Source organism: Staphylococcus rostri (genome assembly GCF_002902145.1).
GTDB classification, from domain to species: domain Bacteria; phylum Bacillota; class Bacilli; order Staphylococcales; family Staphylococcaceae; genus Staphylococcus; species Staphylococcus rostri.
This window is the reverse complement of the sequence record NZ_PPRF01000040.1, coordinates 53,257-66,755: the sequence shown is the minus strand read 5'-3', so window position 1 is coordinate 66,755 and position 13,499 is coordinate 53,257. Positions and strand designations below refer to the sequence as shown.

Genomic DNA, 13,499 nt, shown 5'->3' with positions numbered 1-13,499 from the left:
TTTGGCAATCTTTCTCTATTATCTCAACTATATATTCTTTTACCGAATGGCTCAATAATATAATCACTCAATAACAGCACATAAATAAAGCTGAAATACCACATTACCACGGTACTCCAGCTCTATTCGTCCATCTATATCTTATACAAATTGTTTTGTTAATGATTCAAATTGTGATGATGTTAACTTAATATCTTGATGTGCTAAAGGTGTTTCACCAAACGTCTCAATTTGTGATTCATATGATGGTGTTTCTGTATCTTGGTACACGATTCCTTTAACTAACGAATTGTGTTCAACAACCGTTTTGATCGCACGTTGCTTATCTGACGTATCGTAATCTTCAATATCATTCAAGTCAGTCAGATGTTCTTTAAACCAATCATACGTATTGATTTTATTATAAGTAACACATGGTGAGAAAACATTCACAAATGAGAAACCATCATGATTAATCGCATCTTCAATCATTTTTGTTAATGCTTTAATGTCACTTGAGAAACCTTGTGCGACAAATGTTGCGCCTGATGACAATGCCAACTCAAGCGGTGCAACATTTTGTTCGATATTCCCTTTTGGCGTTGTTTTCGTTACAAATCCAGGTGCTGATGAAGGTGATGTTTGTCCTTTTGTTAGACCGTAAATTTGGTTATCCATAACGATATACGTAATGTTCATATTTCGACGTAACGCGTGGATTGTATGACCCATACCAATCGCGTAACCATCGCCGTCACCACCTGAAGCAATGACTGTTAAGTCGCGATTTGCCATTTTAACACCTTGTGCAAGTGGCAATGCACGTCCATGAATTGAGTGCACGCCGTATGAATTAACATAACCTGAAAGACGTCCAGAACAACCTATCCCAGTAATTAATGCCACTTCATCTGGTTCTAAACCGACGTTCGCTGCTGCTTTTTGAATCGCTGCTTGAACTGAGAAGTCGCCACATCCTGGACACCAGTTCGGTTTGACATTATTTCTAAAATCTTTGAATGTAGCCAATTAGAGTCTCTCCTTTTGTGAATTTAAAAGTGATAAACCTTTCATTTCGATTTCATGTGGCAAGAATGGTGTGCCATCATATTTTGTTTGGTTTACTAATTTATCGCCTAAATTCACATTCATTTTGATAATATTCGCAAGTTGTCCTTGGTAGTTATGTTCAACGACAACGACTTTACGTGCACGATCCACCGCTTCTTGAATGACGTCAGTTGGGAATGGATGCAATTGACGAATTTGTAAATGTTCCACTTTATGACCTTCTGCTTCTAAGCGTGCGGTACCTTCTTGAATCGCACCTTTTGTTGAGATAAATCCAAGGTAAAGAATGTCTGCATCGTCATGCTTCAACGTACCTTCAACTGGCTTTTCAATGCGTAAGTTTTCTGTTTTACGCATACGTTTGTCCATTTGATCTTGACGGTTTTGTGCTGCTTCACTTGGTTTCCCTTGTTCGTTATGTTCAACACCTGTAACGTGGTGAATACCGCCTTTAACGCCAGGAACTGGTCTTGGTGACACGCCTGATTCAGTCACTTCGTAGCGTTTATAATAGTCTTTATCTTCAGGATCACGTTCAATATCTTCTAAAATCGTTGCGCCACGATTAATTTCAATCTTGTCGTAATCTAATTGTTTGACTGTTTGTTTACCGAGTGACAATTGTAAGTCACTTAATAAAATGACTGGACATTGATACATTTCAGCCAAGTTAAAGGCTTCTACTGTTAGATAAAACGCATCTTCCGCATCTGTTGGTGCCAAGACGATTTTTGGAATATCGCCATGTGTACCGTAAATCATCTGCATTAAGTCAGATTGTTCTTGCTTTGTTGGCAAACCAGTTGATGGGCCACCACGTTGTGTATTCATAATGACAAGTGGTGTTTCAGTCATACCTGATAAACCAATCGCTTCCATCATTAACGATAAACCTGGTCCTGCAGAGGCAGTGAATGCTCTAACGCCACCGTAGTTCGCACCGATTGCCATTGTTGCTGCAGCGATTTCATCTTCAGTTTGAATAACTGTACCGCCGACTTCAGGTAAGTGTTCAATCATATATTCCATAATTTCAGATGCTGGTGTAATTGGATACGCAGCCATAAAGCGTGAACCACCTGCAATGGCACCTAAACCGATTGCATCGTTACCAATCATGTATAGATGTGGGACATTGTCGCTTTCTGCCAAATCAAAGTCACCGTTAATATTTGATAATTCATCTTGCATTAAACGATAACCTTCATGTAATGCTTGAATGTTTAGGTCAACGACTTTGTCACCTTTTTTCTCGAACATACTTGTAATAAGCGTTTCAAATGGTGCTTTATCTAATGACATTAACGCCGCTGTCGCACCAATTGCCACCATGTTTTTCATCAATGTTGTGCCTAATTCTTTAGCTACCGCTGTAAATGGCATCACAATTAACTGTGCCTTACAATCTTCCGGCTTTTCCGGTTTTGCTTTACTATCAGCTAAAATCACACTGTCTTCACGCATTTCATGATGGTTCAATGCGATCGTTTCTTGATCAAATGCAACTAATATATCTAAATCATCACTAATCGCATGTACAGGTGTTGTCGACACACGAATTTTATTGTTAGTGTGTCCGCCTTTGATGCGGCTAGAAAAGTGACGATAGCCGTATAAATAATAGCCTTTACGGTTCATGGCAGTGGCAAAGATTTCACCCGTAGATTCAATCCCTTCACCTTGTTGTCCGCCGACTTTCCACGATATTTGAGATTTCATTCGTTTAGCCTCCTACACGTTTAACTTCATTGTTTATCATATCAAAATAACCCACTATATGTGCAATAAAATAGTGGGTTTTACAAAAAATCATACTAATGGACGATACTGAACTGGCTCACAATCAATTGGTGCACTGGTGTCCTAAAAGCAGAATTTTCGACACAACTTCGTGATTCGATAAAATAAAAAGCTATTTTACGCATCACGCTGGTTCTACTTAATTTCTAAATGCTTTTGTACCAATCTCTGGATGATCTTCATTTATTAAAATACGCTCAATATGTTTCGCAGTCCCGTCAGGTCTCAACTCTACAAAGACACCTGATAATACACTACGTCCTTCATCAGGCACGACATGGCGTTGTGGTAAGCTCGTAATAAAGCGCTCAATCACTTCATCGCGGTTAATACCGAGTATACCGTCATAATAGCCCGTCATCCCGACATCTGTAATATACGCCGTACCTTGTGGCAAAATACGTTCATCAGATGTTTGAATATGTGTATGTGTTCCTACAACCGCACCTACACGGCCATCTAAATACCAACCCATCGCATTCTTTTCGGACGTCGTTTCAGCATGAAAATCGACAAAAATATAGTCCGCTTCTGCTTGTGCTTCTTTAATCAACTGGTCCGCTTTTTTGAACGGGTCATCAATATCTTGCATAAACGCACGGCCTTGTAAATTAATAACTGCTAATTTTTTATCATTCAGTTGAATAATGCGCATACCTATGCCTGGTGCTTCATCTGGAAAGTTCGCAGGTCGTACCATGCGTGTGGCATCATCAATAAACTCATATATTTGACGCTGCCCGTATGTATGGTTCCCCATCGTCATAAAGTCGACACCTTCACGCAACAATTCTTTATAAATCTTTTCAGTAATCCCTTTCCCATGTGCTGCGTTTTCAGCATTTACAATCGTTACTGTTGGACGATAATGTTGCTTTAGCTGAGACAAATAATCCGAAATCGCTTGTCGACCAACCTTGCCTACGATATCTCCAATAAATAATATTCTCATCCGCTATGTCCTCTCTATTCATTGACATAGGCAATCTAAACATGGGAGTGGGACAGGCATCTCATTTATCAAAAAAGATTCCGTTGTCCCACCCCGGCAAGGCTGACTAGGTGTAAAAAAGCTTGTCAAAGCGCATTTTCATACCAGTCAGCTACTGCCTACTATATGAAATCTCAAATTGAATTTAAATGTTCCTATGAATGTCCCAACTTCAGTTTGATTGCCTACGATCAAAATACTCTCTTATATATTTTAGCGTGCTCATATGTGATGTCAATGTTAGGACACATCTTTAACGTATAAAAGACGCATCGCATTCAGTGTAACAAGAATTGTCGCACCCATATCAGACATAATCGCAATCCATAATGTAAGCCATCCTGGAATAACGAGCAACAATGCAATTATTTTAAGACCAAGTGCAATCGCAATATTCCACTTAATCGTACGCATTGTTAGACGACTTAAACGTATCGCATACGGTAATTTTGACATATCATCACTGAGCAATGCAATATCTGCCGTTTCGAGCGCTGTATCCGTACTTGCACCACCCATCGCAATACCGACATCTGCACGCGCCAGTGCGGGTGCATCGTTAACACCGTCACCCACCATTGCGACAGACTGTGATTCGGCAAGACGTTCAATATACGTCAATTTATCTTCTGGCATCAAGTTCGCGTATACATCTGTAATACCGACTTCTTCACCTATCGTATTCGCAGTAAATGTGTTATCACCTGTTAACATAACACGGCATGTGACACCTAAATCTGCTAACTGCGCAATGACTTTTTTAGATTGTGGGCGTACTTTATCCTGTAGCGCAATTAATAATTTAAGCATTTCATCTTCCATAACCAATACAACTGTGCGCCCTTGTTGTTGCTGTGTTTCGACTAATTGACGCACATGTGCTGTTAAGCTAGCTTCGAATAATTGAGGCTGTCCTATCGTCATCGTATGTTCGCCAAACGTACCTTGGATACCTTGTCCAGTCATACTTTGTACGTGATCCAACGTTACATTATACGAAATATTTTGCGTTTCTACATAGTTGACAATCGCTCGAGCAAGCGGATGTTGCGTCGTATGTTCTAATGCAGCAGCACGTGCCAACACCGCTTCTTCATCTTGTTGTGCTGTTAAGTTTATAACATCCACAACACTCGGTTCTCCCATGGTCAATGTACCTGTTTTATCAAATGCCATCGTTTTAATTTTGCTCATCTGTTCTAAATGAATGCCGCCTTTAATGAGTACACCATTTTTCGCAGCAGTACTAATACTCGATACAATTGAAATAGGCGTTGAAATAATTAACGCACACGGACAACCGACCACAAGTACGGACAGACCTTGGTAAATCCAATCGTACCAATCGCCACCCGTTACTAAAGGCGGTATCACAGCAACGCCTACCGCTATGAGCATAATTAATGGTGTATAATACTGCGCAAAACGCTCGATAAATGCTTGTGCAGGTGCTTTATTGAGTTGTGCTGCTTCCACCATTTCAATCACTTTCGCAATCGTTGTATCAGCTGCACCTTTCGTCACTTCAATTTCTAACAATCCATCATGATTTAACGTGCCCGCATATACTTCATCGCCAATCACTTTTTCAACCGGAATGGACTCACCTGTAATCGCAGCTTGATTCACAGTCGCATGACCTGATTGCACAACACCATCTAACGCAATTTTTTGTCCAGCTTTGACATATAACACATCGCCAACGCTGACATCTTCAACTGGTAATTCAACATGCTTACCGTCACGTAACACAGTTGCTGTATCGGGAGCAATCGTCATCAATGACGCCATTGCATCACGTGCTTTATGCATTGAAAATTCTTCTAACGCTTCACTTAACGCAAATAAAACCACAACAACGGCCACTTCTCCCCATTCGCCAATCAACATACCACCAATAACGGCAATCGTCATCAATGTTCGCATATCGAATTCAAAATGGAATAAGTTTCTAAGCCCTTCTTTAATCAGCGTCATGCCACTGATTACAACAGCACTGGCAAATAATAACGGCGTAAGTATTGCGTCCGAACCATATAAAACCTGTGATATATAGCCAAATACAATTAATAATGTCGCAAACCATAATGACTGATTATTCTCAAGAAAATGTTTTAGTTTTTCAAATATTGTTTGTGGTTCATGACCCTCTTTTTCATCTTGTTGTTTAACTTTTGGGGCTTGATCATCAAAAACAGAAATATTTTCAAACGCACCTGCTGCTTCAATCTCTTTTAGCGTTGGCGTTCCTGTAACATAAATTTTGGATGCCCCGAAATTAACAGTTGCTGATTCTACGGATGGCAATGCCGCAACATTACGTTCAAATTTTGCAGCACAGTTGGCACATGACATACCCTCTACACGATACGTTGTTTGCTTATTCGTCATCGCTAACCACCTCTTCTTTATGTGCAATTGAAATCATCATAATTTGACGAATATGTTCATCATAAATACGATAAAATGCACGTTTACCTTCTTTGCGATAAGTAACCACACCATTTTTATATAGCAAACGTAAATGATGCGATGTATTCGCAACGGTTAAATGTAAGATTTCTGCCAAGTCACAAACACATAACTCATCATGCACGCATAATAAATACGTTATTTTGGCACGATTGATGTCGGCAATGCTTTTAAACATCAAACTCACACTTTCAATATTTGTTTGCGCCAATGTTTCTTTCGCCTCGCGCACATGTTGCTCATCAATGAAAAATGCATCACATCCCATTGGATCTTGAGCCATAACTATCACCCACTTTCATTCAAGTATTCACTTGATTATAATATAACGCAATTTTGATTGTTATTCAAATATTCGCTTGAATGAAAGTGAGACAAAATTTACATTTTTTCATTGTCCATTTCAAGCTAGTGAATATGATAGGCATCTCATTTTTCTATAAAGGTTCACTTGCAAAATCGAGTAGGTGTGAAAAAAGCTTGTAAAAACATATTCTCATGCCAGTCAGTTACTGCTTTACATGAAATTTCAAATTTAAATTGAAGGTCCCATTGTATAGTTTGTTTTTCGGACTATCATTTGAACCTTCATCTTCAAATACTGCACAAAAAAACAACCCCAATATTGAGGTTGTTTTTTATTATTTTGCATATTCGACTGCTCTCGTCTCACGAACAACTGTCACTTTGATATGACCTGGATATTGAAGTTCACCTTCAATTTGGTCTTTAATGTCTCTTGCCAATCGATGGGATTGTAAATCATCAATGGCTTCTGGCGATACAATCACGCGAATTTCACGTCCTGCTTGAATCGCAAATGCCTTTTCAACACCATCGTAGTTCTCTGAAATGGCCTCCAAGCGTTCGAGACGCTTGATGTAGTTTTCTAATGTTTCTTTACGCGCACCTGGACGAGCTGCTGATAATGCGTCAGCTGCTGCCACAAGGATTGAAATAATAGATGTCGGTTCAACATCGCCGTGATGTGAATGAATCGCATTAATAACAGTTGGCGATTCTCCGTATTTTTTCGCAAGTTCCACGCCAATTTCTACGTGACTGCCTTCCACTTCATGGTCAATCGCCTTACCAATGTCGTGCAATAAACCTGCACGTTTGGCAATCGTGACATCTTCATTCAATTCAGCTGCTAACATTCCTGATAAATGTGCCACCTCAATAGAATGTTTCAGTACGTTTTGACCATAACTTGTACGGTAGTGCATACGTCCTAAAATTTTCACAAGATCAGGATGCATATTGTGTACATTCAATTCAAATGTCGCATGTTCCCCTGCTTCTCGGATAATTTCATCTACTTCACGTCGTGCTTTGTCGACCATATCTTCAATACGTCCCGGATGAATACGACCATCTGATACTAAATTAATCAATGCCGTTTTTGCAATTTCACGACGAACTGGGTCAAAACCAGATAAAATAACTGCTTCTGGTGTATCATCAATAATTAAATCAATACCCGTTAACGTTTCAAGCGTACGAATATTACGTCCTTCTCGACCAATGATACGTCCTTTCATTTCATCGTTAGGTAAGTTAACAACTGACACCGTTGACTCTGACGTATGTTCAGCTGCAAATCTTTGAACGGTCGTCGCAAGTAACTCTTTTGCAGTTTGGTTGACTTTTTCTTTCGCTTCACGTTCTTTTTCCTTAACAAGTACTGCAATATCCTGTGACAATTCATTTTCAACACGTTCCAGTTGTTCATTACGTGCTTCTTCTTGAGTGAGACCGGAGATGCGTTCTAATTCTTGTTCGTGTTTCATTATTATTGCTTGAACACTACTCTCTTTTGCATCTACTTGTTGTTGTCTTTCTTCAAGTTTAGATTCTTTTTGCTCTAAAATCTCATCCTTCTTATCTAATAGATCAGATTTACGCTCCAAGTTTTCTTCTTTTTGAAGAAGTCGGGATTCTTGTCGCTGAAGTTCACCACGACGTTCTCTAAGCTCGCTGTCCGCTTGCTCACGAATTCTTTGGTTTTCTTCTTTCGCTTCGAGTAACTTTTCTTTTTTTAGATTTTCGGCGTCTTTCTTCGCTTGTTCAACAATATCTTCGGCTGTATTTTTAGCTTGTACTTGCCGTTGATTTATTAAATTCTGAGCGATAAAGTACCCCGCAACAACTCCTAGAATAATACCCAGCAAAATGAGTAAGAGGGTTAATAAATTCACACAAACACCTCCTTTTCTAGGATTTGATTCTGTATATTAACAAATCAATATGATTACATGAATATGACTAAAAATCATACAAGTCTAATTGTACGTTTTGAAGTCAGAAAAATCAAGACTTGTGTCATGAATAGCCAGCGTTCTTTTCTACACATTCTATTTCTCAAAAACTGTCATCAGCATTTATCGAGTCATCTTTATGTTCAAGTCCTATTGTTCACAACCAAAATTAAGTTTAGGATAGGCATCTTATTTATCAAAATCACCATTGTCCTATCTCAGTATGACTGAGTGGGTATAACAAGCGTAATTTCATACCCGACAACTACTGCCTTATAAATTGAACAGCCTTAATGTCCTAACTCCTTGCACATCTCCGAAAATAAATTATAAGAACGCATTATAACACCTTAACCTGAAAAAAGTGGAACAGCATACGCCATTCCACCATAAAAGATGAAGTATTCTTCATTCACTATTGATTAAGCATCAAAAAGCGTATCTGCTTCTTTTGCTGTATCTTCGTTATCTGCGGCTGCTTCATCAGCAATACCGAGTTTTTCACGCAATTTGCGATCGATTTCCGCTTCTAATTCTGGGTTTTCTTTCAAGAATAATTTTACATTCTCTTTACCTTGACCCATACGTTCACCGTTGTATGAATACCATGCACCTGACTTGTCTACAATATCATGTGCCACACCTAAGTCGATTAACTCACCTTGGCGTGAAATACCTTGACCGTACATAATATCCACTTCTGCTACTTTGAATGGTGGTGCAACTTTGTTTTTAACGACTTTAATCTTCGTACGGTTACCAACGATATCTTGACCTTGTTTCAATTGTTCTGCACGACGAACTTCTAAACGTACAGAGCTATAGAATTTTAATGCGCGCCCACCAGGTGTTGTTTCAGGGTTACCAAACATAACACCCACTTTTTCACGAATTTGGTTAATAAAGATTGCTGTTGTTTTAGACTTAGATATAGCTGCTGAAAGTTTACGTAATGCTTGAGACATTAAACGCGCTTGTAAACCAACGTGCGTATCACCCATTTCACCTTCAATCTCAGCTTTAGGTGTTAACGCCGCAACTGAGTCGACAACAACGATATCTACTGCACCACTACGTACGAAGGCTTCCGCGATCTCTAAACCTTGTTCACCGTGGTCTGGTTGAGAAATATATAAATTATTAATGTCCACACCTAATGCTTCTGCGTATACAGGGTCTAACGCATGCTCGGCATCGATAAACGCTGCAACGCCACCATTTTTTTGCACTTCTGCAATAGCGTGCAATGTGACTGTTGTTTTACCTGAACTTTCAGGACCATAAACTTCGATAATACGCCCTTTCGGATAACCGCCCACTCCTAATGCGTGGTCTAGCGTTACAGAGCCTGTTGAAATTGTTGATACGTTGCGATCTTTATTATCGCCTAACTTCATAACGGCACCTTTACCGAAAGATTTTTCCATGTTTTTAATTACCGTATCTAGTGCTTTTTGACGTTCATTCTCCAATGATTGTACCTCCTAATATCATCTATCTGTTCAAATGTATTAATTACACGTACGTTCCGTGTTCGTTGTTCCAATTGATTTAGTTATACTATACAAGCTTTCAACTAAAATTACAAGCATTTTAGCGAATATTTGTTCGGTTATTTTCTCGAGTGATTTCACTTTTGCGAACAAACGTGCTTTATCGTCGTACTCAACACAACTCGCTTCATTTTAACCAATTCAACCACTCGATGAGCACATAGTTTTGACTGCGATCGCGCATTAGATTGCGTTGTGTCGCCATTTTGAAGCTTTTCACATCAAATTGTGATCCATCTAAAAAGCCAACATATACTGTTTGACCGACTGCTAATAGACTAACAGCCTGTTGCGTTTCATACAATGATTGTACGAACATCGCCGCAATGCGTAGGTTCTCTTCAATTGTCACATCCGACTGTAAAAAGCTGTCGTGATGTAACATATAGCCTTTCAATAGATGACAAGTATCCGCTTGTTTTAAACGGGCATGTAATAAGCCATCAGTTACCGCATCATACACCGCAACAGACGCTGATTGACGATTCATGACTGCCTGTTCGGGTGTTAGATCATCTGAGCCATAATAATAATCACCAACACGTTCCAGAATTTGCGCTTTTATCGGTTCAATAAGTGCTTTACAAGCTTCAGTATCTTTCCCGCTCGCCGTTAAACGAATCGTCACTTCATGTTTACCAGCTAGTGGTGCAATTGTTGGATTCGTCTGCGCATCAATTAAATCTAACAGTTCCGTCTCCACTTGTGACTCACCAATGCCACAAAAGCGAAGCACTTCAGAAAAGATCGTCTGGTTCGATTGTGCAAAGTGTGGCATTAATTCATTATCTACCATTGGGCGCATTTCACTCGGTGGTCCCGGTATCATGACAACATGTGTATCTTCATAAACGACATACATACCGGGTGCCATCCCTACACGATTCGCCAAGACTTGAGAACCTTCAATTACCAATGCTTGTTGCTTATTATTCGGTGTCATCACTCTATCTTGTGCCACAAAATATGACTCAATATAATCTAGCGCTGATTGATCCATAACCAATTCCTTACCCATTACTTCCGCAACCGTCTGCTTCGTCAAATCATCTTTCGTTGGCCCTAAACCACCTGTAAAAATAATCGCGTCATATTGTGCCAACGCGCGTTTCGTTACACGTGCCAAACGTTCTGGATTGTCCCCTACAACAATGTGTTCCAACACGTGGTGTCCCGCTTCGTTAAGTACACGTGAGATATATTGCGCATTCGTGTTTGCAATTTGACCGAGTAACAACTCTGAGCCAACAGCGATAATACATACTTTCATTGTTCTGTCCTCCCATACATAAATCACATAACACTACTATAATATTTTTCACTTTACTGGGTCAGTTAGAATGCTTATACATTATACCCTACAAGCTGAATGAATAACCAATAGCAAGCCATAAATATTCACATTTCTTAGTTATTCATGTTGACCATATCAAATACAAAAAAGGGCACACAATCCTTTTATAATCAAAAGACTGTATGCACCACTTTTAAAATTATTGTTTATCTTGTAAAAAGACGTCGCGTCCTTTATAGAAATATTCCACACCAGATAAAATCGTAAAGAACACACCGATGTATAATAAAACTTGTCCAAGTGAGAAACCGATCCATTGGCTTAATGGTTCGCCTAATAAGATAAATACAAGCGCCACCATTGTCACGGCTGTTTTGATTTTACCAAGTTGTCCTGCTGCACTCACAAAACCTTGTTCGATTTGCAATAAACGCAAGCCTGTTACTGCGAATTCACGTGCAATAATAATAATCGCAACTACTGAGTTCGTGAGTCCAAGCTCAACTAATACGATAAGCGCCGCAGAAACAAGCAACTTATCCGCGAGTGGATCTAGGAATTTACCCATATTCGTTACGAGTTGCCATTTACGTGCTAAGTATCCATCAACAAAGTCACTAATTGAGGCTAAAATAAAGATCAAGCCACTGATTAAAAATTCAATGCGTACCGTTTGTCCTCCAAGCAATGCGACTTGCCCCATACCAAAGTCAACAAGTGCAAATAACATAAAGAGAGGAATTAATATCACACGAAAAAGCGTGATCTGATTTGGTATATTCATTGTTCATCCTCATTTCAATATCTTTTTATACCGCCCTATTATAACACAAGACTTAACACAGCCCAAAGCCCTGCCGATACAACCATCAAGCCTGCAATAACAATCGCCACTTGCTTCGTTTCATTATCTCGCTGCTGATAGGCCAATGATTGATCTGTCGTCGCCAACTGATGCAGTGCTTTAGACACAAACTGATTCGTTTCAGGCAATTCTTCCTGATGTTTCTCAATCAAATGCGCACCATCCAAGTTTACAGCTTGCGCATATTTACGAATAAAACCAATCGCATATGCTGGCTGATTGAGTTTTTCAAATTGATTGCGTTCAATGGCCATCAATGTCTCACGCTGAATATGCGTGCGTTCTTCTAATTCAGATAACGTCATTCCGAGACGCTCTCTCTTCCCTTGTAAAACCTCGCCAATCAACTTCACTACTTCAACCTCCTATTAAAATCCACCAAAACCATCACCGAAGCCGCCAAATGGATCGCCACCACCGAAATCTAAATTATTTTTACTGCGCACGGTTTTTTGTTTCATTTCGTCATATGCAATTTCTTGATTTTCTTCCGCACGCAACTCGATAATATAATCAAAATCGTCCATTTGGTAATCACTGGCTTCAACAAATAAATCAGGATGTTCAACCACTTTGACAGACGGTAACGCCATTACTTCTCGAACGAGTTGTTGATGTTTCGGATTTTGTTCACGTGCGGTCACTGCGCCATCAATAATATAGACGTGATCCGCATCATACTCCCCTTTGATTAATGAACTGCGCACAGTTTGTTTAATAAGTGTTGAGCTAATAAACAACCAGCGTTTATGTGCAGATACACTCCCTGCAACGATAGACTCTGTTTTACCGACGCGTGGCATCCCGCGAATTCCGATTAGCTTGTGACCTTCTTCTTTAAATAATTCCGCCATAAAATCAACGAGTACACCTAAGTCATCACGTTCAAAACGGAAGATTTTTTTATCTTGTTTATCCTGCTTTAAATAACGTCCATGTCTTACCGCTAAACGGTCTTTCAATTCAGGCGGTCGTAAAACGCGCAACGAAATATCATCAATTTCTTTCAAAAGTGTTTCAAATCGCTGTACCTTTTCTTCACTATCTGACTTGATAATAAAGGCACGTCTTGATGACTTAATCCCGTTAATTGATCCGATATTAATTCCCATCATACCGAGCAAACTTGACACATCACCAAGTAACCCAGCACGGTTAATATTAATATCATATTCCAAATACCATTCTTTTTTTTCAGTTGTCGACATATGTG

At 39.4% G+C, this 13,499-nt stretch carries 11 protein-coding genes; all 11 read right to left on the bottom strand.

All coding sequences use genetic code 11. The features are described 5' to 3' along the window. Positions 1-141: 141 nt before the first annotated feature. The 11 genes from CD122_RS07030 to CD122_RS06975 all read right to left on the bottom strand — a co-directional run bounded on the left by CD122_RS07030 (position 142) and on the right by CD122_RS06975 (position 13,494). Positions 142-1,008, bottom strand: coding sequence for a 2-oxoacid:ferredoxin oxidoreductase subunit beta (locus tag CD122_RS07030; RefSeq protein WP_103358290.1), 867 nt, complete (start codon positions 1,006-1,008; stop codon positions 142-144). After that, positions 1,009-2,769, bottom strand: a complete 1,761-nt coding sequence (locus CD122_RS07025; protein WP_103358289.1) for a 2-oxoacid:acceptor oxidoreductase subunit alpha — start codon at positions 2,767-2,769, stop codon at positions 1,009-1,011. A gap of 220 nt (positions 2,770-2,989) precedes the next feature. Beyond that, on the bottom strand, positions 2,990-3,802 hold the full coding sequence (locus CD122_RS07020; protein WP_103358288.1) for a TIGR00282 family metallophosphoesterase: 813 nt from the start codon (positions 3,800-3,802) through the stop codon (positions 2,990-2,992). A 279-nt stretch (positions 3,803-4,081) separates the two neighbouring features. Continuing rightward, a complete protein-coding gene (locus CD122_RS07015; RefSeq protein WP_103358287.1) occupies positions 4,082-6,232 on the bottom strand; it encodes a heavy metal translocating P-type ATPase in 2,151 nt (716 codons plus the stop codon). Beyond that, a complete protein-coding gene (locus tag CD122_RS07010) occupies positions 6,222-6,596 on the bottom strand; it encodes an ArsR/SmtB family transcription factor (RefSeq protein ID WP_103358286.1) in 375 nt (124 codons plus the stop codon). The genes CD122_RS07015 and CD122_RS07010 overlap by 11 nt, the downstream gene beginning before the upstream one ends. 358 nt (positions 6,597-6,954) lie before the next feature. Then, complete coding sequence (gene rny, locus CD122_RS07005; RefSeq protein ID WP_103358285.1) at positions 6,955-8,514, bottom strand: ribonuclease Y; 1,560 nt, start codon at positions 8,512-8,514, stop codon at positions 6,955-6,957. Positions 8,515-8,996: 482 nt separating this feature from the next. Next, positions 8,997-10,046, bottom strand: coding sequence for a recombinase RecA (recA, locus tag CD122_RS06995; RefSeq protein WP_103358283.1), 1,050 nt, complete (start codon positions 10,044-10,046; stop codon positions 8,997-8,999). Positions 10,047-10,254: 208 nt separating this feature from the next. Further along, positions 10,255-11,397 (bottom strand): CinA family nicotinamide mononucleotide deamidase-related protein, encoded by a 1,143-nt coding sequence (locus CD122_RS06990; protein ID WP_103358282.1) that lies wholly within the window; start codon positions 11,395-11,397, stop codon positions 10,255-10,257. A gap of 223 nt (positions 11,398-11,620) precedes the next feature. Further along, entirely contained in the window at positions 11,621-12,205 is a 585-nt protein-coding gene (gene pgsA, locus CD122_RS06985) for a CDP-diacylglycerol--glycerol-3-phosphate 3-phosphatidyltransferase (RefSeq protein ID WP_103358281.1), read from the bottom strand. Between the two features lie 38 nt (positions 12,206-12,243). Further along, positions 12,244-12,639: a helix-turn-helix domain-containing protein gene (locus CD122_RS06980; RefSeq protein ID WP_103358280.1), complete on the bottom strand. Its 396-nt coding sequence runs from the start codon at positions 12,637-12,639 to the stop codon at positions 12,244-12,246. Positions 12,640-12,654: 15 nt separating this feature from the next. Then, positions 12,655-13,494: a YmfK family protein gene (locus CD122_RS06975; RefSeq protein WP_103358279.1), complete on the bottom strand. Its 840-nt coding sequence runs from the start codon at positions 13,492-13,494 to the stop codon at positions 12,655-12,657. Between the last annotated feature and the right edge of the window lie 5 nt (positions 13,495-13,499).

Coding starts and splice junctions, on each gene's coding strand:
- CD122_RS06990 (WP_103358282.1), bottom strand. CDS start 11,397: ATGAAAGTATGTATTATCGCTGTTGGCTCAGAGTTGTTACTCGGTCAA.
- CD122_RS06975 (WP_103358279.1), bottom strand. CDS start 13,494: ATGTCGACAACTGAAAAAAAAGAATGGTATTTGGAATATGATATTAAT.
- CD122_RS07020 (WP_103358288.1), bottom strand. CDS start 3,802: ATGAGAATATTATTTATTGGAGATATCGTAGGCAAGGTTGGTCGACAA.
- pgsA (WP_103358281.1), bottom strand. CDS start 12,205: ATGAATATACCAAATCAGATCACGCTTTTTCGTGTGATATTAATTCCT.
- CD122_RS07015 (WP_103358287.1), bottom strand. CDS start 6,232: ATGACGAATAAGCAAACAACGTATCGTGTAGAGGGTATGTCATGTGCC.
- CD122_RS07025 (WP_103358289.1), bottom strand. CDS start 2,769: ATGAAATCTCAAATATCGTGGAAAGTCGGCGGACAACAAGGTGAAGGG.
- CD122_RS07010 (WP_103358286.1), bottom strand. CDS start 6,596: ATGGCTCAAGATCCAATGGGATGTGATGCATTTTTCATTGATGAGCAA.